Consider the following 23,619-nt stretch of genomic DNA (forward strand, 5'->3'; position numbering starts at 1 on the left):
TGGGGACGGGAGTGGTGGAGGGAGGGCGGGATGGAAGCCGCCCATGGCGCGGGGGATGGGGGAGGGCGTGGGTCTGCGTGCTCCTGGTGCTCGCTGCATGCGGGAGTCCGCAGGAGGAGGTGGTGGAGCCCGGCTCCGACACCCCACCCGCGGAAACCGAGGACACCTCGCCTCCTCCGCGTTCGGAGACGTGTACGCCGGTGAGCTGCGAGGACCGGGGCGCCAACTGCGGCACCCTCCCGGACGGTTGCGGTGGAACCTTGAACTGCGGCGGCTGCGCGGACGGCCAGAGCTGCGGGCTCCACCAGCCGAATGTGTGCGGCACGCAGGCCTGCGCTCCCCGCACCTGCCAGGAGGCGGGCGCCTTTTGCGGCGCGATCGAGGACGGCTGCGGCGGCACGATCCAGTGCGGCACCTGCGGCGCGGGAATGACGTGTGGTGGCGGGGGGAAGGACCACCAGTGTGGAACCCCGAACTACGGCACGGACACCGCCTGCTCGAGCGATGGCGTGTGCTTCTTGAATCCCCTGCCGGTGTCCCATGACTTCAAGGACGTCTGGGGCCGCTCGGTCGATGACTTCTGGGGAGTGGGCAACGCGGGCTACATCATCCATGGTGGGAAGAGCGGGCTGACCGTGCTGCCGAGCAAGGCGGAGCTGTCCGGCATCTGGGGCAGCGCGGGCGAGGACGTCTGGGCGGTGGGCTCGGAGATCCTGCACTTCGATGGGCGGCGCTGGAACACCGCCGCACGCCCCGAGCGCTTCCTGCTCGACGTCCATGGCACGGGCGCCGGCAACGTCTGGACCGTGGGAGAAGGGGGCCTCGCCTACGCGTGGAACGGTGCCCGCTGGGAGCGCCAGAACACCGGGACCTCCGCGGACCTCTATGGCGTGTGGACCCACGGCGACGAGGTGTGGGCCGTGGGCACGGGGGCCACCATCCGCGTGCGTGATGCGAAGGGCTGGCGAGGGCTCGATGCCCCCGCGCGGGATGTCACCTTCACCGCCGTTTGGGGCACCGGGCCTCGGGACGTGTGGGTGACCGGAGACAGGAGCGGCACCGTGCTGTTCCACTGGGACGGCCAGGCCTGGTCGTCGGTGCAGCTGGCCTTCTCTGCGCTCTACGGCATCTCGGGGAAGTCCTCCGGAAACGTCCTCGTCGTCGGCGAGGAGGGCGCCGCGCAGTACAACGGCGGAAGGTGGACCACCACCCTCGGGGGAACACCGACCCGCCTTCTGGGCGCGTGGCATATGGCGGATGGGGTGGTGGTGGTGGGAGCGGGCGGGCGCGTGCATCGCTTTCGCGATGGCAGCTCTGGGGTCTCCCTCGATCAGGGTGCCCGCGCGGACTTCGTCTCGCTGTCGGCGACGGAGGACGGCCGGTGGTGGTTCGCCGATGGGAGCGGTGTCCGCACGGGCCTGCCCCCTTCGGAGTTCGCGACGCAGGGGCCCGGCAACGCGCTCACGCTGCATGTGCCGGGGCGCCTGTGGGCGGCGGGGAACTTCGGTCGGGTGAACCTCCACTCCTGGAGTGCCACCATCAACGGAACGAACCACTTCTACATGCCCCAGAGCTTCAACTTCCACGGTGTGTACCCCATCCTCGACATGCTGGCATGGGTGGTGGGGACCGACACGGCGACGGGGGAGGGCGTGCTCATCCAGCTCGACGGCCACACCTCGTGGACCCGCTACCCGCTCACCGCGCCGGGAGCGCTCAACGCCATCCACGGGGCGACGAACGACGACGTGTGGGCCGTGGGGGAGTCCGTCATCCTGCACTGGGACGGGACCGCCTGGACGGAGACGCGTGGCCCCTGGCTGCCTGCCTTCCGTGCCGTCCATGCCGTGGGCCGCGATCTCGCCTGGGCGCTGAGCCCCCACAGCCTCTGGCGCTGGGACGGCATGCAGTGGGCGCCCATCACGCTGCCCACGGGCCTGGAGACGCTCGAACTGCGCGCGCTCTTCGCCGACTCCCGCGACACGCTGTACGTCGCTGGCGATGGTGGCCTGCTGCTCCGCTATGACGTGGCGCGTAACGCCTGGCGCCGCATCGACACGGGCACGCGCAAGAGCCTGCGAGCGCTCTCAGGTGGGCCCCGGACGCTCATCGTCGCCGGCGAGGACGGCACGGTGCTCAGGCTCTACCGCTGAGGCGCGGAGAGGCGAGTGCGGAAGCCGCAGCGTTCACTGCGGCTTCCGCACTCCTTTTCGCACGTCCCGCGCGCGGCTCGCTCGGACGCCTGTCTGGCCCGTGCCTTGCTGAAGCCCCCGGAAGACCCCCGAGCTTCTGGAGGCACACCATGAAGGTCCCGAGCGAGAAGAGCCGTGCGTGTCTGTTGGGAGCAATCCTGCTGACGCTGTCGAGTGGGTGTGACCCCACGGGCGCGGAGGCGGAGCCCACCCAGCCCACCGTGGATCCGATAGAGGAAGCCACGGACAGGCCCAACCCCGAGCGTCGAGGCATCGGCGCCATGCCCATGCCTCCGCCCCCGAACCCTTCGCAGCAGGCCCTCGCGGTGGACCCACGGCGCTCCCTGGTGGTGACGGATCAGGCCATCCTCGCCAGGTTCACGTTCCAGGGGGTGATGAACCAGCTCGTCGCCACCAGCGGGACGCCGACGACGGCGCTGGATCTCTTCCACCAGTGGTGGGACACGGCGCGGCCGGGGCCCGGGCTGGGCCTGGGGCCCAACTGCAACAGCCCGGGGATCGCCAACATGAATGGCTTCCCGTACGCCTGCCCGCGCGCCGAGGGCAACCAGGCCACGGTGGACCCCTTCATCAACCCCACCACCAGCCCGAACGCCTACCTGCCCATCGGCTTGTTCAACCGCTTCGATCTGGCCTCCACCAGCGGCGCGGACTGCGGCGAGTACCGTGTCGTCTTCGCCAAGCGCTCGGGCCTCGCCAACCCGCAGGATCGCAACCTCATCATCTTCGAGGCGGCACTGCCCAACCCTACGCCGTCGCTGGGCCTGGAGGGCTGCCGGCCGGTGGTCAACTTCTGGAGCGGCCTCAGCGCGGATCCGGATGTGAACTCGCGCGGCGCCAAGCTGCGGGACTTCTATTTCCAGGGCCTGCCGGGCTTCATGCCCGTGCTCCACATCGACAACCTGGGCAACCGGGCCAGCAACACCGGCCAGGTCCGCACCAACCAGTTCATGCAGGCCAACTGGATGCTGCGCGAGTTCAAGATCCGGCGGGACTGCAGCGCGGGCCCGTGTGTCGTGCGGTTCCTCCCCGTGACGGTGAAGACCAACCCGGGAGGCACGCTCTTCAACCCCGGCTCGGGACACGCGCTGGCCGCGAACTTCCAGAACACCGTCTTCCCCGCGCAGGTGTCGAGCCTGGCCATCAATGACATCAACCGTTTCACGCTGTCCGTCCCCGACTCCTTCAACAGCGGCCAGAGCGACTCGCAGGGCCCGATGGAGAACCACTACGTGAACCAGCTCGGCGCGGGGCCCAGCTCCTTCCGGACGAACATCCAGACCGAGCTGACGACACTCTCCAGCACGCTCACGCCGGAGAACGTGGTGGCGCGGTCGATGGCGCTCTCGTGCGCGGGCTGCCACCAGCTCAGCAACGGAGCCAACCTGGGTGGCGGCATCACCTGGCCGCTCTCCCTGCGCTTCGTCCACATCTCCGAGCAGACCGACCCGGGGCCGGACGGTCCGCGCCACCGCATCTCCCCGGCGCTCAACACCGTGTTCATCCCGCACCGCAAGGCCGTGCTCGAGACGTTCCTCAACGCCTCGTGCGGAGATGCCGTGTGCGACGCCTGGGAGACCGCGAGCGTCTGCGGCGCGGACTGCCCGTAGCGCGCCGGCTTCTCAGCGCGTACCTTGCGCGCCCATGTCCTCCCTCACCGCCATTGGTTTCGACGCCGACGACACGCTCTGGCAGAACGAGCAGTTCTACAGGATGACCGAGGCGCGCTTCGCATCCCTTCTGGCCGAGCATGCGGAGGCCAGCCACCTCTCGGCCAGGTTGTTGGAGGCCGAGAAGCGGAACCTTCAGCACTACGGGTTCGGCATCAAGGGCTTCACGCTCTCCATGATCGAGACCGCCATCGAGGTGACCGAGGGCCGGGTCCCCGCCTCCGTCATCCGGCAGATCCTCGAGGCGGGCCGTGAGATGCTCAGCCATCCGGTCGAGACGCTGCCCCATGTCCGGGAGACGCTCGAACGCGTGGCGGGTACCTACCGGATCATCCTGATCACCAAGGGAGATCTCTTCGATCAGGAGCGCAAGCTCGCCCAGTCCGGGCTCGGTGAGCTGTTCGATGCGGTCGAGATCGTCAGTGACAAGACCACGTCCACCTACGAACGCATCTTCACCCGCCACGGCGATGGGCCAGCCCGGAGCATGATGGTCGGCAACTCCCTCAAATCCGACGTCGTGCCGGCGATCAAGGCGGGAAGCTGGGGTGTCTACATTCCACAGCCCCAGCCGTGGGCGCTCGAGCACAGCGAGGCCCCCGTGGGGGAGCCTCGCTTCAAGCAACTGGTCCACCTGGGCGAGCTCATCGAGCTGCTCGAGCAGATCGACTGAGGGCTCAGCCACAGGTCTCGGTTTCCAGCCGCACCCGTACCGTCTGGGTCCACCAGGGGGAGAGCAGGCCTGGCTTGCACTGCCAGTAGGGACCATTCTGCACGCACGACAAGGCGCACGGTCCGAGCGGCATCAGGCCGCAGAGCAGCGAGTCGTCGCAGATGCGCTCTCCGAGCAGGGGTAGCCCCAGCAGGCCACACGACTGGGGCAGCAGGCTCTCCCAGCAGACGTACACATTGAAGGCGGGCAAAATCCCCAGCAGCGGGACATCGGACGAGAACAGGTCGCCAAAGACGGTCGACTCCGCGATGGGGTACTGCGGAGTAAAGGTGGAGCTCTGGGCGATTGCCGAGTGGGGACCTTCGAGGAGGATGGGGACGGACGTGCCGGAGTAGTTCAGCCGCTGGACCATGCAGGCCGTCACGTACCGGCGTCCGTCGACGTTCAGGGCAGCCTCCCGCCACGAGGGGGCAAGCCCCCACCAGCCCGTGTAGAGCTCGCCCGTCACGGGATCGCTCACGGATTGATCGGTGGTGAGGGCGCACTCGACGGCGGAGCGAAGAACCTCCCGGCAGTCCTGGGAGATCTGGCTGAGAGGAAAGCTCGAGAGGAATCCGTTTCCTTGATCGAGCGCTGCGGCTCCCAGGGTCCTGAGGGCTTGTTGGGAGCCATGGGCCCAGAAGCAGGAGGGACGCGTGCCATTGGCGCCGTTGGGTGGGGGGCGCTCCTCATCGAGCAGCGGCTGCTCGCGGACATCGAGGGGACTGCCCTGCTCGAAGTCCTCCTCCACGGGGCCGCACGCCGAGAGGGAAGCCACGAGGGAAGCAAGGAGGAGGAAGCGTACGCGCCAGGTCACCATGGGAACCCCTGAACTCTGGATTCAACGTGGGTGCGAGAGAACGACCTCGCATCAACATTCTCACGGTGTTCTGGAAAGTTTGGTTTTACCCTGAGGTCTAGGAGGAGTGGAGACCAACTAACGAACCAGCGCATCGAGCTCTTGCATGACGCTCGCGGTCTCCCGGGTCAGGCGTGGGTGTTGTTGGAGCGCTGTCTGGAAGGCTTTCCTGGCGCGTAGCCCATCGTTGGTACGTGCCTGATGCTCGCGGTCCGTGCGCGCCCGCGCGAGGTAGAGCCGCCCCTGAGCGAGCAGGGCCTCCAGGTTGCGAGGGTTCTTGGAGAGCGCCTCGTCCACCTGGGTGAGGCCGGCGCGAATGTCCTCCGCGGTGTCACGGCCTCGCTGCGCGAGCCACGCCGCGCGCTCGGCATGGAGCTCGGCGGTCAGTTGATGGGGCTCGGAATCATTGCTCGGACGGGAGAGCAGGGGACGCAAGTACCCAAAGGCCGTCTCGAAGCGCTCTTCTCGGAGATCCTTGCGCCGCGTGTCCGCGCGAATGGCCGTGAGCTCGATCTTCGCCAGGAGCAGGGACAGGGACGGACTCATCCGAGTGCTCAGCGCGGCCAGCTTCCGTGCCGCGGTCCGTGCCTTCTCCAGGGGGGATGCCGGGTCCAGCCCCTCGCGCCGAGCGTGCTCGGCTTCGAGCAGGTGGCACCGGACCCACTCCTTGAGCAACCAGGAGTTGTTCGGGGCCACACCCTCGGCCGCGCGGATCGCCTCGACCGCTGCCGCGAGCGATGGGCGCGGATCCCTCCCGTGGGCGAACTCGCGCAATCCTCGGAGCCGCTGCTCGCGCGCCTTCCAGAAGACGACGAGCCAGGGGCTGGAGTTCGTCTGCTCGAACTGGGACACCGCCTGGGACAAGGCCTGGAGCGCCTCGTGCGCATCCTGTCCCTGAGCCAGCTGGGACTCGAGCCGCACCGCCAACGCCTCCAGCCGGCGGCCCGCGGAGAGCGAGAACCTGGGGTCCAGCGCCATGGCGCGTTCGTACTGCCGGATCGCGTTCTCCAACAATGGCGCGGCCTCCCGTCCACCCGCCAGTTCCCGCTTGGCCTCCTCGAGGTACACGTCCCCCAGCTCGTTCACCGCCCAGGTGAAGCCCGGATCCAACGCGAGGACCCGCTGGTACCCTGCGATGGCCGTCTGCATGGACGCATCCCGGCCAAGGTCGTGCAGGAGCCTCGCGCGCAGGTAGAGGGCCTGGGCCACCGCGTAGTGGGCCATGACGTCTCGGGGACGTGCCCGTACACCCTGCTCGGCGGCCGCGAGCGCCTCCTCCACGGCGGGGATCGTGCCCTCCGACACGTTGTTTCCCAGGACATGGACGCTCGCGAGGAGCACGAGCGCGCGCTGGACCAGGGCCCTGCCGTCCGTCGAAGTCGAGAGCACCGCGCGATCGCACGCTGCCCGGGCGGCCTCGAATGGGGGGCCAGTCGGCAAGCCCTGCGCCGAGGCTGCCCATCCCAGCTTCTCCCAGAGCTCGCACTCGGCCCGGTGTACGTCCGGATCGCTGCTGCCCATCTCCGCCGCCACGCGGTAGGCCTCGGCCGCGCGCTCGAAGTAGCCCCTCATCTTTCCGTAGTCGAACGCCGCGTCATGCCTGTACTTGCTGCCCTCCGCGTACAGCGCGTCCCCTTCGAGCTTCTTCGGCTCGTACATCCACGGCGCCTTGGCGAACGCGGCCTTCGCCTTGAGGATGGCCTCCTCGTTCTTTCCTTCGTAGAGCGCGATCAGCCCCTCCGCGTACTCGGGCACCTCGAGCCTCAGCCCCACGGCGGCGCGCAGGTGCAGGAGTGCCGGCTCGCGGATCTCCTTGTCGAGCTGCGCGATTCGCCTCTGGCGCTCCTCTTCGGGGGTGATGCGCCGAGTGTCCTCCAGGGCTCGCCGGAAGAGCTCTCCCAAGGCCCGCCCCAGCGCATAGTCGAGATCCGGTGGCGAGTACCCCGCGGCGAGTGCCCGTTCCAGGTGCTCGCGGGCCTGCTCGGGGTCTCCCAGCGCGAGCTGTCCCAGCCCGAGCGCATAGTGGCCTGGGCCCGCTCCGGCTTCGCCCGCCGCCGTCATCCGCTGCTGGATCTCCCCGAGCCTGACGCGCACCACGTCCCGCTCCCGTTCCACGTCGTGGAGGGGCAGCCCGTACGCCGTGCGCAGGAACAGCTCCGCCTCCTTCACGCTCTCGCCCAGCTCCCGGGCCAGCCGCGCCTGCTCCGCCGCGTGGCGCTGAGCCCCCACCCAGACGCTCCCCAGGCCGAGCGCTCCCAGCACCAGGGTCGCCACGAATGCCGTGAGCAGCTTGTGCTTGCGTGCCTTCTTCCAGAGGACATACCCCCAGGAGGCCCGCTTCGCTTGAATGGGCTCGCCGTCCAGGACGCGCTGCAGCTCCTCCGCGAGCGCCCGCGCCGAGTCGTAACGGCGCGCCCGGTCGCGCTCCAGGCACTTCATCACGACCGTCTCGAGATCCTGGGGGACCTCCGGCTTCACCTCTCGGAGCGGCGGTGGGTCTTCGAGCATCATCATCAAGAGCAGCTTCCAGGGCTGCTCCGAGACGAAAGGCGGCCGCCCGGCGATGACGTCGTACAGCGTGGCCCCCAGCGAATACACGTCGGAGCGGCGGTCCAGCTCATGCACATCCCCGTTGGCCTGCTCGGGGGACATGTACGCGGGCGTACCGAGGACTTCCCCCGTCTGGGTCTGCCCAGGGTCCTCGACCTGGCGTGCCAGCCCGAAGTCCACGACGTACGGCTTCCACGTCCCGTCCTCGCGCCGCTCGACGAGGATGTTCCCGGGCTTGAGGTCCCGGTGGATCATCCCCAGCCGGTGCGCCTCGTGGACGGCGGCGGCGACCTCCTGGAGCAGCTTCACCTGCTGCTCGAGCGTCAGCTGGCCGCTCATACGGGACAGCGGCTCGCCATCGATGAACTGCATGACGATGTACGGCTCGCCGTCGGCCTGCCCGGCCTCGTACACCCGGCACACGTGCTCGTGTTGGATACGCGCCTGCGCACGAGCCTCCGCGATGAACCGTTGCGAGAGGGAGGGCGCGTCGCTCTTCAGAAGCTTCAGCGCGATGGTGCGCCCGAGACGCGGATCCACCGCCCGATAGACGGTCCCCATGGCGCCTTCGCCGGCGACCTGGATGTCCTCGTACCGCTGGACCAGGGAGGGAGGGATTCTCCTGCGCGAAGGAGATGACGGCTCGGAGGTTCTACCCTGAAGAGTCAAGGCAACCGAGTGACTGCCTTGGCTGTCCTCCGTTGGCATGGGAGACCTCGACGCCCCTCACATGCCGACATGATGGCATATTCATGGGATCCTGGAACCTGCCCTCAGGTCAGAGTCTCCAGCGCGTCCTCGATGGCCACGAGCCCGACGGAAGGCGTGTTTCTCAATGGTTGGGAGCGTGGCAGTGATTGCTTCTCCTGCCCTACGGAAAGTGCTGAGGTGCCGCGCGATGACTTCTTCGACCGATCGCCGTCGCCCAGCCCTGCTCGTGCTAGCGTATCTCGCCTTCGTCAGCCTCGGGTTGCCCGACAGCATTCTGGGTGTTGCCTGGCCGTCGCTGCGTGAATCGTTCGCGCTTCCTCAGGCCTTGCTGGGCGCACCGCTGGCATCGGCTGCCACCACCTATTTTCTCTCTGGCCTGTTGGCGGGCCGGCTCATGCGGGCGATGGGGGTCGGAGGGCTCCTGGCGGGGAGCACCTTGCTCGTCACCCTCGGCGTCTCCGGCTATGCCTCGGCGCCGATCTTCATCGTCTTCCTGATCGCCGCGTGCATCGTGGGCTTCGGGTCGGGAGCGATCGACTCGGGGCTCAACTCGTACGCCGCTCACCACTTCGGGGCGCGCCACATGACCTGGCTGCATGCCGCGTACAGCGCGGGCGCGGCGCTGGGGCCCGTGATCATGACGGCGATGCTCGCGCGCGGAGCGGGGTGGCGGGCGGGCTACACCGTCATCGGTGTGGCGCTGGGGCTGCTGGCGGTTGCCTTTGTCGTGACCCGCCGACAGTGGAGCAATGGGCAGACGAGCGCTCCAGTGGCCGACTCACACGGGGCCGCCAGTGTGGAGCCTGCCCAGGAGGCTCCGAGCGCGAGCAGCGGATGGTCGGTGCTGCGCAGCTCCCGGGTGTGGCTGCAGATCGTCCTCTTCTTCGTGTACACGGGAGTCGAGGTCACGGCGGGCCAGTGGAGCTACACGGTCCTCGTCGAGGCGCGTGGCGTGGACCCCACCACGGCCGGAGCGTGGGTCAGCTTCTACTGGGCCAGTCTTCTGGCCGGACGCGTCGTGCTTGGCTTCATCGTCGAGCGGGTGGGCACCGTCCGGCTGCTCAGGTTCGGCACGGTGGTGGCGGTCATGGGCGCCCTCCTCTTCGCCGCGCCGGGGCTCCCGGTCTGGGTGGGCGCAATCGGGTTGGGGGTGCTGGGCTTCGCGCTCGCTCCCATCTTCCCAGGCCTCATGGCCGAGACGCCGCGTCGGGTGGGCGCGACAGCGGCTCCTCACGCCGTGGGTTTCCAGGTAAGCGCCGGAACCGCGGGCGTCGCGGTCGTCCCAAGCGTCGCCGGCCTCCTGGGCGAGAAGCTTGGCCTGGTGGCCATCGCGCCATGGATTGCCGTTTGCGCGGTTCTTCTGCTTTTGCTCCATGAGGGGCTCATCGCCAAGGCCGATCGCGGCCCGCCTACAGAATGAGCCCAATTTTTCAAAGCAAGTATTATCAGCTCATGAATGGCCAATAAGGTTGTCTATTATTTCTCCCGAAGATTAGACTTATTTCGTCTCATCGACGGGAGGCCTCATCATGAGCAGTGTTCTCGCGACGCGGCAGTCGACTCTCACCCGCTGGACGCTTGTAAGTCTTGCACTCATTGTCAGTGCTTGTGGCCAGACAGACGACTCACAAGGGCTTTCCCAGAGCAAGGCAAGGCTGGATGACCCTTGCACCGTGACAGAGACTAGCCCGAATCCCACGTTGAGCCTGCCAGATCCGGCTTCCATACAAATCCAGTGCGGTGACGCGTGGGTCCCTCCTGTCGTCACGGCTGTCGATGGATGCGGTCAACCGCTCCCGGTGCATCAATACAACACCGGAGATGATGATGGTGACGGGGTGCCTGGCATCAGTGATCTCGACGACTTTGGCCCGGGCCCCGATACCTCTACGCCGGGGCTCTATTACGTGCAGTACCTCGCGTGGGACAACAATTACAATATCGCGAGTTCCATTGTGTCGGTGACAGTGTTGCCCCCCTGTCCCTGAGACGTGCCGGGGCTTTGGCTCCGAACCCTCTCCCTCAGCGCGAATCCGTGACCTGAGCCGACGCTTCCGTGCGTTGCGCGGCCCGGGCGAAACGCTCGGCCAGGCGGCGAAGGTGGTCCACGAGCTCCTTCGGCTCGTGGACCTCGAAGTCGAACCCCATGAATCCGAGGTGGAACGCGAGCGCTTCGAGCGTCTCGCCACCGGTGTGGACCATGCAGCGGTCCTGATCCAACGCTTCGATACGTCCCGCGACTCCAGACAGTTGCGCCGAGACAACCTGCGCGGAGGCATACACCGTCGCTCGCGCGCGGAAGCGATAGGCGTCCGTCGAGACGGACTGAGACACATATGCAGCCACGTCTTCGGAGGGCAGAGGGCGTGGCTTGAAGCGGCGCCCGGTGCTCGGCTTGGCGCCGATGCGATCGACGCGGAATGTCCGCCATGCCTCGCGTTCGAGATCATACGCCAGCAGGTACCACCGGGAGCGGGTATGTACGAGCCGGTAGGGCTCGACGAGCCGCTCGCTCGCGGAGCCCTCGCGGCTGCTGTACTCGAAGCGCAGGAGCTCGGAGTCCCGGCACGCGTTCGCCATCACCGCCAGCAGCTCCGCGTCGAAGGAGGGACCGGCGTCACCCAGTCGTACGCTCACGGCATTCAGCGCGCTCACCCGGCGCCGGAGCCGCTTCGGGAGCACCTGCTCCAGCTTTCCGAGCGCGCGAACCGAGGCCTCCTCCAGCCCTTTGATCGGTCCGGTCGCGGCGACCCGCAGCCCCACCGCGACGGCGACCGCCTCCTCGTCCTCGAGCGGAAGCGGGGGCAGCTCCTTGCCGGCGCCCAGCTGGTACCCGCCGCCGATGCCCGCGGCCGCATGCACCGGGTACCCGAGGCTCCGCAGCCTGTCCACGTCGCGGCGGACGCTGCGCTCGGTGACTCCGAGCTCGCGCGCCAGCTCTCCACCCGCCCAGAAGCGCCGGGATTGCAGCAGCGCCAGCAACTTCAACAGGCGCGCGGAGGTCTGGACCACGTGCGGCTCCTCTCACTGCGGGCGGGTTTTGTCCGCACCCCTTCCTAACCGTTTCTCTTCACTCGGGCGAGTCCCCGAGACGGGCATCTCCTCCACGATGCGAGCGATGCGCGAGCGCAGGAAGCGGCAGGCCTCGTCGTCGTCGACGGCCGCGGGCCAGAGAAGCTCCATGGGGGCGCCGCCGAGCTCGAAGGGGAGGGGAGCGGTGCGCAGGTGCGGACGGACAGCGAGGATCTGCTGTGCGACGAGCAGGGGGACGGTCGCCAGGAGCGCGGAGCCATCGATGATCGCGCCGAGGTTGGCGAAGCTCGACACGGAGCAGCGGACGCGACGCGACTTCTGAAGGGCGTCCTCGACGACGCCGCGGAGATCGCCGTTGTACGAGACGATGACGTGCTCGTGGGCGAAGTAGTCGGACTCGCGGATGGTTCGCTTGAGGCGAGCGTGTCGCGGGTCGAAGAGGCAGACGAAGCCGCCCCAGTAGAGCGTCTGGCGGTGGATGCTGGCGGGGAGCTCGTCGGCGACGGTGATCGCGGCGTCGATGGACGCGGAGGCGAGCACGGCGGCGACGTTTCGGAACTGAACCGGCAGGGAGATGACGCGCATGCGGGGGGCTTCCCGCTCGAGCACGCGCAGCAGCGGCGGCAGGAGCCAGACCTCGGTGGCGTCGGAGAGCCCGAGGCGGAGCGTGCGGTCGCTGGTGCGAGGATCGAAGCTGGGCGGCGCGAGGGCCGCGTCGACGAGGGACTGCAGGTGCGGGTGGATGCTCGCCAGCAGGCGCTCGCCGCGGGCGGTCAACACGAGCCCCCGGCCCTGGCGGACGAAGAGGGGCGCGCCGACGGCGGTGGTGAGTCGGCGCAGTGCCGCGCTCACGGCGGGCTGGGTGAGGTAGAGGCGCGACGCCGCCTGGGTGACGCTGCGGTTCTCGGCGACGACAGCGAACACCCGGAGCAGGTTGAGGTCGAGGGTGCGTCCATAAATGTCAGGCATGAATAGAATCCATCCTATTCACTGGTTTGATGCGATGCACGCTCGTACTTTGCAGCCATGACAAGAACACTTGCGCTGGGCTGCATGGGCATGTCGGGCATGTACGGAGATTCCGACGAGAACGAGAGCATCGCGACGATTCACGCCGCGCTGGATCGAGGCATCACGCTCCTCGACACGGGTGACTTCTATGGGCAGGGGCACAACGAGCTGCTGATTGGCCGCGCGCTGCGCGACCGTCGCGGCAAGGCGCAGCTGTCGGTGAAGTTCGGCGCGCAGCGGGCCCCGGGTGGCGCGTTCATCGGCGTCGACGCGCGCCCCGCCTCCGTGAAGAACTTCCTCGCCTACAGCCTGACGCGGCTCGGAGTGGATTACGTGGACATCTACCGCCCCGCGCGACTGGACCCCACGGTGCCCATCGAGGACACGATTGGCGCGATCGCCGAGCTGGTGAAGGCGGGCTACGTGCGCAAGATCGGGCTGTCGGAGGTGGGGCCGGAGACGATCCGCCGGGCGAACGCGGTGCATCCGATCGTCGATCTGCAGATCGAGTACTCGCTTATCAGCCGTGGCCCGGAGGAGAAGATCTTCCCGGTTCTCGAGGAGCTCGGCATCGGGGTCACCGCGTATGGGGTGCTGTCGCGCGGGTTGCTCACGGGCGCGAAGCCGACGGCTCCCAATGACTTCCGCGCGCACCTGCCGCGCTTCACCGGCGAGAACCGCGAGCGCAACCAGCAGCTCATCGATGTGCTCCAGCGGCTCGCCGCCGATAAGGGCGTGCGTCCCGCTCAGCTCGCGATCGCCTGGGTGCTCGCGAAGGGCGAGCGCATCATCCCCGTGATTGGCGCTCGCAAGCGCAGCCAGCTCGAGGAGTCGCTCGGCGCGCTCGCGATCCAGCTGTCACCCGAGGAGGTCGCGCGGATCGAACAGGCGCTGCCGGCGTCGCAGGTAGCGGGCACGCGCTACCAGGCGCAGCAGATGGCGCACCTCGACAGCGAGCACTAGGCGGCGAGAAACATTTTGGCGATGGGGCCAGGCTCTCAAAAAGCTACGGCCCCAGTCGCCCGGGGCCTTGAACCCGATTAGCTGGGATATTTAAAAATAATCGACCAGTATGTTTTGGAGGTAAAAACATTTTTATCGGATTCTAAGAAATCGGGTAATCCGTCACCTGGAGCATCGTTTTCCCCTTTCCCCTGGTGACAGATGAAGAAGCGAGTCCTGTCCATCGCGGTGTTGACGCTGGTAGCCACCAGCGCCACGGCCGCGGACCGTATGCACCCCGCGGACCTGCGCCGTATCCAGAAGGCGCGCGAGCGCCTTGTCCCCGCCGTCGAGAAGGAGTTCGGGCCCAAGGCCAAGTTCACCCATCTGTTCGGTCAGGGCCGCGGCATGCTGGCGGGCGTCATCGCTGAAATCCCGGCGGAGCCCCTGGCGACCGATGACCTGCCGCTGCTGGCCATCGTCCAGTACGACGAGACGACCGGCGCGGTGCGCGTGGTGGATCGTCAGTTCAAGTACCGCGAGGCGCGCTCGGTGGGGCCGAGCGTGGCGCTGCTGGATGGCGAGGGCACGCTGCGCCTTCGCGAGTCCAACGGCCGCGAGCGGGTGCTGGCCCGGGGCGTAGGGGGCGATCTCTTCCCGACCGCGAAGGGTGACGCCGTGCTGGCCACGATGCAGGCCACCGGCAATCAGGCCCATGAGACGTCCGTGGCCATCATCGACATGAAGGGCAACGTGAAGGTGCTGGCGGATGGGCCCGGAGTGGACGCGACGCCCACGATCTCGCCGGATGGCAAGACGGTGGTCTACGTGTCGGGCCGCACCTCCGTGGCTTCGTTCTACGTCACGACGGTGGAGGGTGAAGAGCCCAAGCAGATCACGAATGTCGGGCTGGAGAACTGGATGCTGTTCGAAGGTGTTCCGGCGAGCTTCGTCCCCCCGCCCGTCTCCAGTCACCACATGGAGTGGGTGAGCGAGGACGTGCTTCGCTACAACGCCGGCGGCGGCGAGTTCTGGAAGATCAACGTGCGGACGGGCCAGGCGGCTCCGGATCTCGGAGGTGGGCTGTGATGAACACGGTGAAGAAGCTCGCATTCACGCTGGCCTTCGCGCTGCTGGTCCTGCCGACGGTCGCCTCGGCGCAGACGTACTTCCGCTTTCCCATCTCGATGCTGGCGGACCAGTGTGGCAACGGTGGCTGCACGGTGAGCGCGTACAAGGACTACGGTGGTAGGGATTACGCGTGTGGCGGCGTGCGCTACAGCGGCCACACGGGCACGGACTACGCCTTGGTCGGCGGGTTCGGAAAGATGGACTACGGCGTATGGGTCATGAACGCCGCCCGGGGCTACATCGAGGCCTCGGTGGATGGGTACTACGACCGATGCAACTACTGGGACCAGAACAATCCCTACGCCGCCTGCGGCCTCTACACGGCCAACTACATCATCATGCGGCACCCGGATAACACCCAGACCAAGTACTGGCACCTGAAGAAGTACACGCAGCAGTTCGCTCGGGGCACCTCGCTCAGCTGCGCGTACTGGATTGCGCAGGTGGGTTCGTCCGGAGCCTCCACCGGCCCGCACCTGCACTTCGAGTACTGGGTTCCGGGCTACGGCACGGATGACCCGTACGGGGGCTCTTGCGGAACTCCCTTCACGCGGTGGACCTCACAGGGGGCGTACCGGGGCCTGCCCGGAATCGCCTGTCAGTAGCAGCGTCCAACCACGGCTTGAGGTAGCGTGGCACGAATGGATTCGCAGCCCCTCGCGGCGGAGCAGCAGGCCTGGTTGGCTGAAAACCTCACGCGAGGGGTTCCCCCGGCGCTCCTGACGGAGCGCCTGGTTCGGGAGGGCGTGGAGTCCGAGACGGCGCGGGCCGCGGTGGAAGCGGCCCGTCGTCACCCGGCGGTGGTGGCGGCGACGCGCGTTACCCAGCGGCAGGGTGAACTTCGGGCGCTGTTCGAGACGTATTCCGTGCTGCACCGTCAGTCCGGGTGGCACCAGCGCCTGGAGCGCCGGGCGGACCTCTCCGCGAGCGAGTTCTTCGAGCGCTACTACTACGCACACCGGCCCGTCATCCTCCAGGGGTTGATGAAGGACTGGCCCGCGATGGAGAGCTGGCGCCCGGAGCGCCTGGCCGAGCGTTTTGGGGATGTCCAGGTGGAGGTGATGGCCGGCCGGGAGAGTGACCCGGTCCATGACATCGCCCCCGAGCGCTTCCGCTCGGTGATGAGCCTGAGAGACTTCATCCAGCGGCTGCGGAGCGGCGGCCCCACCAACGACCTCTATCTCACCGCGCGCAACTTCGCCCTGGAGCGGCCGGAGCTGCGCGGCATGTTCGACGATCTCCGCCCGCTGGAAGGGTTCCTACGCCCGGTCCGCGACCGGACCGTGAAGCTTTGGGTGGGCCCCGCGGGGACCCTCACCTCGCTGCACCACGATCTGTCCAACATCCTCTTCGCGCAGGTTCACGGGCGGAAGCACTTCAAGCTCATCCCGTCCTTCGAACTCCACTGTCTCTACAATCACCACGGCGTCTGGAGCGAGGTGGACGCCACACGCCCGGACCTCGAGCGGTTCCCCGCGTACCGCGATGTGGATGTGGTGGAGGCCGTGCTCGAGCCGGGAGAGCTGCTCTTCATCCCGGTGGGCTGGTGGCACTGGGTCCACGCTCTCGATGTGAGCGTGTCGGTGTCGTTCCAGACGTTCGAGGTTCCAGGGGGCAACACGCCCTGGCGACTGCTGTGACTTCGCGACCCCTCAGCGCGCGAGCGGCGGCTTGGAGGGCGGAGCGGTCGGCTTGCGCCGGGTGCGCTCGAAGGTCTCTTCGCCGGGGTTCGGTGGAGGGTCCGGGACGATGAACGGATTCGGGACGATGGCCCAGCTGTTCCTGCCCTGCTTCGACGACGAATCACCGTTGCTCGACATGAAGTCCTCGCTTCGAGAGCCGCTCCTCCTCTTATCATACCCGCGCCATGACGGATGAGCGCCAGGCTTCTTCCGCGCCTCCGGTGCGAGAGTGGATCGCCGAGAACCTCGCCCAGGGCGTCTCCCAGGAGGCGCTGTTCTCCTCGCTGCTCCAGGTGGGCGTGGCGCCCGAGGTGGCGCGCGCGGAGCTGGAAGCCGCCGCGGCCCATCCCGCTGTGCGCAAGGTTTCGCGCCATCTCCCACACCGGGTGCGACTGAAGTCGCTCCTGGACACCTACAGCGCGCTATACCGGCAGTCTCCCGAGGCACAGGGAGTCGAGCGTCGGGCTCGGCTCGACCCCGTCGAGTTCTTCGAGCGCTACTACTTCCAGAATCGGCCTGTGGTGATCGAAGGACTGCTCGAGGACTGGCCGGCGCTGCGGCACTGGTCGCCCAGGTTCTTCGCGGACCGATACGGAGATGCTCAGGTCGAGGTGATGGCCGGGCGGGACGCAGAGGACCAGCCGGACCTCCACGTCTCTCGCCTGAGGACCTCACTGTCGATGCGCGAGTACGCCGCGCGGATCGAGGCTGCGCGGGAGACGAACGACATCTACATGGTTGCTCGGAACAGCCTGTTGAAGCGTGAGGCGTTCCAGCCCTTGTTGGAGGACATCCGCCCGCCGAAGGGCTTCATTCGTCCTGATGTTCACGTCCCCGACAGCGTCCACCTGTGGTTCGGTCCGGCGGGCACCTGGGCCGCCCTGCATCACGACCACCTGAACGTGCTCTTCTGCCAGGTGCTGGGGCGAAAGCGCTTCCGGCTCATCCCTTCGTTCGAATTGCCCCGCGCCTACAACCATCAGGGGCTGTACAGCGCGGTGGATCCTCGGACGCCAGATCCCGCGCGCTTCCCGGAGTTCCAGCGCGCCACGGTGCTGGACTTCGTAGTGGGGCCGGGAGATGCGCTGTTGATTCCCGTGGGGTGGTGGCATGCCGTGCAGGCCCTGGATGTGAGCATCTCCGTGACGTTCGTGAGCTTTGACCTCCCCGAGAGGAACACGTACTGGCGCAACTGCTGGATCGGCCCGGATCCGGACCGCGAGGGTGCAGCCATGAGAAAGGTGGAGACTCCATGACCCAGGACTCGGGCAAAAGCCCTTCCGCGCTCTCCGTCGAGTGGAGGGAGTGGCTCGTCGAGAACCTCCTGCTCGGAGTGGAGGCAGAGGACCTGCTGGAGGTGTTGGTGAAGGGTGGGGTGGACGCGGAGTTAGCGCGAGCGGCCCTGCTGGCCGAGACACAGGATCCCCATTTCCAGGGCGTCGTGCGGGTGGCACAGATGCAGCGGAAGATGGAGACGCTCCTGGACGTCTACGCGGAGTTCTTCCGGCAGTCCGGGGCGCACCAGCAGGTGGACCGGCACGCGGCGCTGTCCGCGGATGCCTTCTTCGAGCGCTACTACTTTCGCAACCGGCCGGTGGTGGTCCAGGGCGCGCTCACCGGCTGGGCGGCCCTCGGCGAGTGGACGTTGGCCCGGCTCACCGAGCGGCTCGGCTTGACCCAGGGGACGGTGTCCTTGCTGGAGCGCGAGGAGTGGAAGCCGCTGCTGGCCGAGTTCCATCCGCCTCGCGGCTACGCCGCCGAGGATCTTCAGGCCAGCGCGCCCCGGCTCAGCCTCGAGCCCGCCGGGTCGGAGCTCCCCCTGGGGCCGCTGCGGAAGAACCTGCTGCGCTGTCAGGTCTCGGGGCGGTGCGTTCTGCAACTCGTCCCCTCGTTTGAACTCCACCGCCTCACCCGAGAAGAGGAGGAAGCAGCACCGCCCGCGCTGCGCCTGAATGTGGAGCTGGCGGCCGGCGAGATGCTGTTGCTCCCCGTGGGGTGGTGGTACCGCCTCCAGGCGCCGGAAGACAGCCTCGCGGTGACCTTCGAGGGGTTCGCACTCCCCGAGCGGAACACTGCTTGGCTCCTGGATCACCGCGACACGGGCAGGTGATCGAAGTCCATGTTCGCCACGGGCCCGGCACTCTCGAACTTGTCCCCGCGCATGTCGTAGGACTGGGCCAGTTGGATGAGGTTGCGCAGCTCGGTCACCTCGTCCCGGGCACGGATGTTCTCCGGGAGCCGGTACCACAGGCGCAGCAGCTCCTGGTAGGACACGTTGCGCGCCCAGTAAGAGCCGCGCAGCTTCTCGGCGAACAGGCCCGCCACGAGCGAGAGCTGCACGGGGCCGGATGCCGCCTCCAGGCTCCGGCGGACCATGGCCGTCGGTAGCGCCTGGACCACCTCTTGGGACGTGCCTTCCTCCAGCCGGGTGGACGGATCCTTGTAGCGGATGCGCAGCGTGGCGAAGGAGGGCGCCTGGGAGTCGCGGAACTTCACCTCATAGAGCGCGGTCACGGTGTGCCCCGCGCCGATGTCACCCGCGTCCACCCGGTCGTTGGCGAACTCCTCCTTCTTCAGCAGGCGGTTCTCGAAGCCGATGAGCCGGTAGCGGGAGACCGCGGCCGTGTCGAACTCGACCTGCACCTTCACGTCCCGCGCGATGAGCTGGAGCGTGCCCGTGAACTGTTCGACGAAGAGCTTGCGCGCCTCGGCCATCTCATCCACGTACGCGTACTGGCCATCCCCCATCTGCGCCAGTCGCTCCATCAGCACGTCGTTGTAGTTGCCCATCCCAAAGCCCACGGTGGTGAGCCGCACGCCCTGCCGTGCGTGCTCCTTCACGGACTCGAAGATGGCGTCCGCGTTGGTGACGCCGTTGTTCGCCACTCCGTCCGAGCACAGGATGATGCGGCGGATGGCTCCCTCCCGCCCCTGGCGTGCCGCGATGGCGTAGGCCACCTGCAGCCCGGCCTGGACATTGGTGGAGCCCTCCGGCTTCAGGGAGTCGATGGCCGCCATGATGCGCGAGCGCTCCGTGGCGCGCGTGGGCTCAAGCACCGCGCGAGCGTCCGAGCCGTACACGACGATGGCGATCGTGTCGCGCTCATCGAGCTGCTTCACCAGCAGCGCCAGCGCGCGCTTCACCATCTCCAACCGGTTCTCCTGCTCCATGGAGCCCGACACGTCGATGGTGAAGACGAGGTCGGCGGGCTGGCGCTCGGCTGCGGTCACCGCTCGGCCCTGCAGTCCCACGTGCAGCACATGGTAGCCGCGGCGGTTGGGCGAGGGGAACGCCTCCACCTTCACCCCGAAGGCCGCGTCGCCCGGCTTCGTGTACTCATAGTTGAACGCGTTGATGAACTCCTCCACGCGGATGGCCTCCTCGGCGGGCAGGTGGCCGCGTGAGAGGTAGGCGCGGGCCAGCGAATAGGACGCGCTGTCCACGTCCACGGAGAACGTGGAGACGTTCTCCTCCTCCGTGTCGATGGTGGGATTCACCCCGTAGTGCTTGAAGTACATGTCCGCGTACGGCTTGCCGTTCACCACCGCCACGCGTGAGAATTCCGCGGATGTCTCCTTCTTGGGGGGCCGCTCCCTCCGTGGGGGAGAGTCATTCGTCGCCCTTCCCGTGACGATGACCTCTTCAAGGTACTCCCCCGTGTCGACTTCCTCGGAGGAACTCACGGGCGGAGGGCTGGAACTCTTGGCCGAAGGCCTGCTGGCGCAGCCAGCCCCGAAGACCAGCAGGAGCGCCACCGAGAGGGAGCCCCCCATGCGCTTCCATGAGGAGCGGGGAGGCCGAGGGTGAAGGGAAGTGTGCGACATGCATCCTCCGTGCTTCCGGTCAGCGCCAACCGGTACACGAAGAAGGTCGCACGGATCGCCGCTGGGAGCCTCCAGGCAGCCTCATCTCTTCTTCACGGTTTGCTCATGCGGGCCTGCTTGCTTCCCCGCGCGCGGCTCAGGACTCGAAGAAGTCCACCTCGCCGCTCTCCAGGCTGTACTCCGCTCCGACGACGCGCAGCCCGTCCTCCAGCACCAGCTTCTCGAGCATGCGCGAGCCGTGCCGCAGGTGGTTGACCGAGGCACGCACGTTGGCACGCACCGCCTCGCGAATGAGACGGGAGCGGTCCTTCGCCAGCTCGGTATGCACCAGGCTCTCGATGGAGGGCCGGACGCGGTCCACGATGGACAGCAGGTTGGGTGAGCGCGGAGCTTGGGGGTTCTCGATGACGTCGAGGGTGACGTCGATGGCGCCACAGGAGGTGTGACCCATCACCACCACGAGCCGGGTGCCGAAGGCCTCGGCGGCGAACTCGACGCTGCCCACCTGGGAGGGGGCCACGATGTTGCCCGCCACGCGGATGACGAAGAGGTCTCCCAACCCCTGGTCGAAGACGATCTCCGCGGGCACCCGCGAGTCCGAGCAGCCCAGGACGATGGCGAAGGGCTTCTGGCCCTTCACCAGCTCGCCCCGGCGCAGCTGGCTTAGCAACACCTCGGCGCTCCGCAGGTGATTGACGAACCGCCGGTTGCCTTCCTTGAGCCGCTCCAACGCCGCCTGCGCGTTATCCATGCGGCCCCTCTACCTTACGGGCCGCGCGCTCACCATGCTCTCCGTCAGGTTCGCGGAAATTCTCCGTCATGGGTGTTCAATCTACACTAACCCCCGGGAGCAAGCCCATGGCTGATGAGCAGCGCAGGTTCACCTTCTTCTGGCGCTCGGAGTCCCCCTTCTCTCAGTGGTACCCGTCGCGGTTCGTGGTGGAGGGCAAGCCGTTCATGTGCGCTGAGCAGTACATGATGCATGGCAAGGCGGTGTTGTTCGGAGACCTGGAGGTGGCCAGGCGCATCCTGGCCAGCGAGTCTCCTAAGACGCACAAGGCGCTGGGACGCAAGGTGCGAGGCTTCGATGACCAGGTGTGGAAGCGCGAGCGGGAGCGCATCGTCTATGAAGGCAACCACGCCAAGTTTACCCAGAGTGACGAGCTGCTGAAGGCGCTGCTGGCCACGGCGGGCACGGAGTTGGTGGAGGCCAGCCCCCTGGATCGCATCTGGGGTGTGGGGCTCTCGGCGGAGGATCCTCGCATTCAGGATCCCTCGCTTTGGCGGGGGCAGAACCTGCTGGGGAAGGTGCTCACGCGTCTGCGGGAGGACCTTCAGGGCAAAGCCTAGGGAGGGCAGCGCCCCTTCTGGGTCTTGGCCGAGGCGCCCGAGCTCCAGAAGTGCTCCATCGGCAGCGGCTTCGTGTCGATGACCCGCGATGAGTACCAGTAGTGGTTGCGGATGATCTGGGACACGTAGTCGCGCGTTTCCCGAACCGGCAGGGCTTCGATGAAGTCGATGAGCTCGTCTTGGACGAGGCCCTGCTTCCTCCAGTTGGCGACCTTCCTCATGCCGGCGTTGTAGCCCGCGAGCGCGAGGGCGCGGTTGCCGCAGAAATGGTTGAGCAGCTTGCGCAGGTACTTCGTCCCGACCCGGATATTGGGCTCCACCTGCGAGAGCTGCTTGCCGATTCCCTTCTCCATCTCCTCGGCGGTGCTCGGCAAGAGCTGCATCAGCCCGACGGCTCCTTGATCGGACACCGCCGTGGGCCTGAAGGAGGACTCCTGCTTCATCACGCTCAGCACGAGGGCGGGTTCCAGCTGGTGCTCGGTCGCGTACTTCTGGACCAGCTCCAGGTGCCTCGGCGGGAACAGCAGCCGAAGCGTGAAGGGCGTGAGCGCGCTGGGGTGCTTGCGTCGGAGCAACTCCGACACGGCCAGGAACGTCACCGGGTCATCGCCAGCCTCCGAGTGCAGCATCGCGAGATACAGCAGAAAGGAGGAGCCGAACCGTGCCACTTCGCGGGTCGCCAGCCCCTGGAGCTCCTCCGCGGCGGAGGTCCCCATTCCCTCGCTCAGGAAGTGCTCGGCTCGCTCCACGCGTGTGAACTCGCACTGCGTGAGGACGGGATCGCGCGTCGACGCCTTCGGAGTGAGAGAGGCAATCCTGGCTTGCAGGTCCTCACCCGAGGCCAGCGCCGCCAGCAGGCCGTAATAGGTGAGCGGCGCGTCCTCCACGAGCGCCTGGAAGACCTGCTTGGCCTCCTTGGGCTTCTTGCTTTGGGCGAGCGAGCGGCCTCGCCAGTAGCGGGAGCGAAGGACGTGAGGCGACGTGGGGTAGGTCTCCGGCAACGCCTGGAATGCGGAGGAGGCCTGCTCGAATTTCCGGGCGCGGTAGAGGTCCATCGCCTGCGCGAACGCCTGGGTGTCCAGGGCCGCGCTGGGGGCGGGTGTCCGCGCCGAGGCGGGCGGGCGGAGGTCTCCGAGTGCCTTGAGGGCGACGTGTTTCGCGATCGCCTGGGCCTTGGGCGAGCTCTGCCCCTCCAACTGGACGAACCGGCGCAGCCACTCCAGGCAGGACGGAGACAGCGCCACGCCCCGTGTCTTTGAGGGTGGCACCTGCCGGGCGCAGGCCTCCGCATAGCGACCGAGCGTCTCCGGGAGGAAGCTCTTCAGCAACCCGCTGGCTGCGAAGTGGGCGAACGCGCTCTCGTAAGTCCGCTGCGCTTCGGCCCATTGCTGCTGCCCGTGGTAGGCCTCTCCGGCCACGGACTGGGTGCGTCCGAGTTCCTCGGGCAGCTTTCTCACCGCGAGTGGGGACGGACAGTTATCGGAGGCCCGCTGGAAGAGCGTGAGCGCCTTCTGCGCGGCCTCCAGCGCCTCTGCGTGTTTGCCCAGGAGGATGAATTCCCTCGCCGAGGTGCGCGAGTTCGCGGCCTCCAGTTGCAAGCCATAAGGGGCGAAGAGCGGGTCTTGCTGAAGGAGTACCGCCAACCGCAGCGTCTCCGCGGGCTGGCGGGGTGTGGCCTCGATCGCCAGGCGAAGCTGCTGGGCGGCCGGAGAGCGACGTCCCTGCAGCGCGATTCGCAGGTCCTCGATGGAGCGCTCCTGGGTGTGTACGTCCACGCCCCCATCAGAGGGGGAGGGGGATTGCGCCCACGCGGAAGGTGGAGCGCCCCATGGGCCGAGCATCCCCAAGAGGAGGAGCCAGAGTATGTACCCCGCGAGCTTGACCCTGCGCCTGTTCCGCATCGCGGCCGAGCATAGCTCGCACCCGTCGC

At 67.5% G+C, this 23,619-nt stretch carries 19 protein-coding genes; 11 read left to right on the plus strand and 8 right to left on the minus strand.

Annotated elements, in window-relative coordinates; all coding sequences use genetic code 11:
* The first annotated feature begins 122 nt into the window (after positions 1-122).
* The 3 genes from SYV04_RS23255 (at position 123) to SYV04_RS23265 (ending at position 4,556) form a co-directional block, all read left to right on the plus strand.
* Entirely contained in the window at positions 123-2,153 is a 2,031-nt protein-coding gene (locus tag SYV04_RS23255) for a hypothetical protein (RefSeq protein WP_321548056.1), read from the plus strand.
* 149 nt (positions 2,154-2,302) lie between these two features.
* Positions 2,303-3,823 (plus strand): hypothetical protein, encoded by a 1,521-nt coding sequence (locus tag SYV04_RS23260; RefSeq protein ID WP_321548057.1) that lies wholly within the window; start codon positions 2,303-2,305, stop codon positions 3,821-3,823.
* A gap of 34 nt (positions 3,824-3,857) precedes the next feature.
* Positions 3,858-4,556, plus strand: a complete 699-nt coding sequence (locus SYV04_RS23265) for an HAD family hydrolase (protein ID WP_321548058.1) — start codon at positions 3,858-3,860, stop codon at positions 4,554-4,556.
* Between the two features lie 4 nt (positions 4,557-4,560).
* Here SYV04_RS23265 and SYV04_RS23270 read toward each other — a convergent pair whose 3' ends face one another.
* Positions 4,561-5,415, minus strand: a complete 855-nt coding sequence (locus tag SYV04_RS23270; protein WP_321548059.1) for a hypothetical protein — start codon at positions 5,413-5,415, stop codon at positions 4,561-4,563.
* 117 nt (positions 5,416-5,532) lie between these two features.
* The gene (locus SYV04_RS23275) at positions 5,533-8,712 is read right to left on the minus strand and encodes a serine/threonine-protein kinase (RefSeq protein WP_321548060.1); all 3,180 of its coding nucleotides are present in this window, start codon (positions 8,710-8,712) and stop codon (positions 5,533-5,535) included.
* Between the two features lie 190 nt (positions 8,713-8,902).
* Here SYV04_RS23275 and SYV04_RS23280 point away from each other — a divergent pair, with 190 nt between their 5' ends.
* On the plus strand, positions 8,903-10,135 hold the full coding sequence (locus tag SYV04_RS23280; RefSeq protein ID WP_321548061.1) for an MFS transporter: 1,233 nt from the start codon (positions 8,903-8,905) through the stop codon (positions 10,133-10,135).
* A gap of 602 nt (positions 10,136-10,737) precedes the next feature.
* Here the strand turns inward: SYV04_RS23280 and SYV04_RS23285 are convergent.
* Both SYV04_RS23285 and SYV04_RS23290 read right to left on the minus strand, forming a co-directional pair.
* Positions 10,738-11,727 (minus strand): helix-turn-helix transcriptional regulator, encoded by a 990-nt coding sequence (locus tag SYV04_RS23285; protein ID WP_321548062.1) that lies wholly within the window; start codon positions 11,725-11,727, stop codon positions 10,738-10,740.
* Positions 11,728-11,739: 12 nt separating this feature from the next.
* On the minus strand, positions 11,740-12,717 hold the full coding sequence (locus SYV04_RS23290; RefSeq protein ID WP_321548063.1) for a LysR family transcriptional regulator: 978 nt from the start codon (positions 12,715-12,717) through the stop codon (positions 11,740-11,742).
* Between the two features lie 57 nt (positions 12,718-12,774).
* Here SYV04_RS23290 and SYV04_RS23295 point away from each other — a divergent pair, with 57 nt between their 5' ends.
* The 4 genes from SYV04_RS23295 to SYV04_RS23310 all read left to right on the plus strand — a co-directional run bounded on the left by SYV04_RS23295 (position 12,775) and on the right by SYV04_RS23310 (position 16,472).
* Complete coding sequence (locus SYV04_RS23295) at positions 12,775-13,722, plus strand: aldo/keto reductase (protein WP_321548064.1); 948 nt, start codon at positions 12,775-12,777, stop codon at positions 13,720-13,722.
* A gap of 201 nt (positions 13,723-13,923) precedes the next feature.
* Positions 13,924-14,790, plus strand: coding sequence for a TolB family protein (locus tag SYV04_RS23300; RefSeq protein ID WP_321548065.1), 867 nt, complete (start codon positions 13,924-13,926; stop codon positions 14,788-14,790).
* A complete protein-coding gene (locus tag SYV04_RS23305) occupies positions 14,790-15,437 on the plus strand; it encodes a M23 family metallopeptidase (RefSeq protein WP_321548066.1) in 648 nt (215 codons plus the stop codon). Before SYV04_RS23300 ends, SYV04_RS23305 begins: the two co-directional genes overlap by 1 nt.
* Before the next feature lie 36 nt (positions 15,438-15,473).
* Positions 15,474-16,472 carry a cupin-like domain-containing protein gene (locus tag SYV04_RS23310; protein ID WP_321548067.1) on the plus strand — a complete coding sequence of 333 codons (999 nt, stop codon included), beginning with the start codon at positions 15,474-15,476 and terminating at the stop codon, positions 16,470-16,472.
* Between the two features lie 12 nt (positions 16,473-16,484).
* Here the strand turns inward: SYV04_RS23310 and SYV04_RS23315 are convergent, their stop codons facing one another.
* Positions 16,485-16,652: a hypothetical protein gene (locus tag SYV04_RS23315; RefSeq protein ID WP_321548068.1), complete on the minus strand. Its 168-nt coding sequence runs from the start codon at positions 16,650-16,652 to the stop codon at positions 16,485-16,487.
* 47 nt (positions 16,653-16,699) lie between these two features.
* Between SYV04_RS23315 and SYV04_RS23320 the strand changes: the two genes are divergently transcribed.
* Together SYV04_RS23320 and SYV04_RS23325 are read left to right on the plus strand one after the other, a co-directional pair.
* Positions 16,700-17,770, plus strand: coding sequence for a cupin-like domain-containing protein (locus SYV04_RS23320; protein WP_321548069.1), 1,071 nt, complete (start codon positions 16,700-16,702; stop codon positions 17,768-17,770).
* Positions 17,767-18,624, plus strand: a complete 858-nt coding sequence (locus SYV04_RS23325; protein ID WP_321548070.1) for a hypothetical protein — start codon at positions 17,767-17,769, stop codon at positions 18,622-18,624. Before SYV04_RS23320 ends, SYV04_RS23325 begins: the two co-directional genes overlap by 4 nt.
* Here the strand turns inward: SYV04_RS23325 and SYV04_RS23330 are convergent.
* On the minus strand, positions 18,603-20,288 hold the full coding sequence (locus SYV04_RS23330; RefSeq protein ID WP_321548071.1) for a vWA domain-containing protein: 1,686 nt from the start codon (positions 20,286-20,288) through the stop codon (positions 18,603-18,605). The two genes, SYV04_RS23325 and SYV04_RS23330, sit on opposite strands and share 22 nt — an antisense overlap.
* Positions 20,289-20,475: 187 nt before the next feature.
* Entirely contained in the window at positions 20,476-21,090 is a 615-nt protein-coding gene (locus SYV04_RS23335) for a carbonic anhydrase (protein WP_321548072.1), read from the minus strand.
* A 107-nt stretch (positions 21,091-21,197) separates the two neighbouring features.
* Here SYV04_RS23335 and SYV04_RS23340 point away from each other — a divergent pair, with 107 nt between their 5' ends.
* The gene (locus SYV04_RS23340; protein WP_321548073.1) at positions 21,198-21,689 is read left to right on the plus strand and encodes an NADAR family protein; all 492 of its coding nucleotides are present in this window, start codon (positions 21,198-21,200) and stop codon (positions 21,687-21,689) included.
* Here SYV04_RS23340 and SYV04_RS23345 read toward each other — a convergent pair.
* A complete protein-coding gene (locus SYV04_RS23345; protein ID WP_321548074.1) occupies positions 21,686-23,464 on the minus strand; it encodes a transglycosylase SLT domain-containing protein in 1,779 nt (592 codons plus the stop codon). The genes SYV04_RS23340 and SYV04_RS23345 overlap by 4 nt on opposite strands.
* Between the last annotated feature and the right edge of the window lie 155 nt (positions 23,465-23,619).

It is taken from the genome of Hyalangium ruber, assembly GCF_034259325.1.
In the GTDB taxonomy this organism is placed as follows: domain Bacteria; phylum Myxococcota; class Myxococcia; order Myxococcales; family Myxococcaceae; genus Hyalangium_A; species Hyalangium_A rubrum.

Excerpts from the sequence above, each read along its gene's own strand:
- SYV04_RS23290 (WP_321548063.1), bottom strand. The coding sequence starts at position 12,717 with ATGCCTGACATTTATGGACGCACCCTCGACCTCAACCTGCTCCGGGTG.
- SYV04_RS23280 (WP_321548061.1), top strand. The coding sequence starts at position 8,903 with ATGACTTCTTCGACCGATCGCCGTCGCCCAGCCCTGCTCGTGCTAGCG.
- SYV04_RS23325 (WP_321548070.1), top strand. The coding sequence starts at position 17,767 with ATGACCCAGGACTCGGGCAAAAGCCCTTCCGCGCTCTCCGTCGAGTGG.
- SYV04_RS23260 (WP_321548057.1), top strand. The coding sequence starts at position 2,303 with ATGAAGGTCCCGAGCGAGAAGAGCCGTGCGTGTCTGTTGGGAGCAATC.
- SYV04_RS23310 (WP_321548067.1), top strand. The coding sequence starts at position 15,474 with ATGGATTCGCAGCCCCTCGCGGCGGAGCAGCAGGCCTGGTTGGCTGAA.
- SYV04_RS23315 (WP_321548068.1), bottom strand. The coding sequence starts at position 16,652 with ATGTCGAGCAACGGTGATTCGTCGTCGAAGCAGGGCAGGAACAGCTGG.
- SYV04_RS23305 (WP_321548066.1), top strand. The coding sequence starts at position 14,790 with ATGAACACGGTGAAGAAGCTCGCATTCACGCTGGCCTTCGCGCTGCTG.
- SYV04_RS23335 (WP_321548072.1), bottom strand. The coding sequence starts at position 21,090 with ATGGATAACGCGCAGGCGGCGTTGGAGCGGCTCAAGGAAGGCAACCGG.
- SYV04_RS23270 (WP_321548059.1), bottom strand. The coding sequence starts at position 5,415 with ATGGTGACCTGGCGCGTACGCTTCCTCCTCCTTGCTTCCCTCGTGGCT.
- SYV04_RS23275 (WP_321548060.1), bottom strand. The coding sequence starts at position 8,712 with ATGCCAACGGAGGACAGCCAAGGCAGTCACTCGGTTGCCTTGACTCTT.
- SYV04_RS23295 (WP_321548064.1), top strand. The coding sequence starts at position 12,775 with ATGACAAGAACACTTGCGCTGGGCTGCATGGGCATGTCGGGCATGTAC.
- SYV04_RS23340 (WP_321548073.1), top strand. The coding sequence starts at position 21,198 with ATGGCTGATGAGCAGCGCAGGTTCACCTTCTTCTGGCGCTCGGAGTCC.
- SYV04_RS23300 (WP_321548065.1), top strand. The coding sequence starts at position 13,924 with ATGAAGAAGCGAGTCCTGTCCATCGCGGTGTTGACGCTGGTAGCCACC.
- SYV04_RS23330 (WP_321548071.1), bottom strand. The coding sequence starts at position 20,288 with ATGGGGGGCTCCCTCTCGGTGGCGCTCCTGCTGGTCTTCGGGGCTGGC.
- SYV04_RS23265 (WP_321548058.1), top strand. The coding sequence starts at position 3,858 with ATGTCCTCCCTCACCGCCATTGGTTTCGACGCCGACGACACGCTCTGG.
- SYV04_RS23320 (WP_321548069.1), top strand. The coding sequence starts at position 16,700 with ATGACGGATGAGCGCCAGGCTTCTTCCGCGCCTCCGGTGCGAGAGTGG.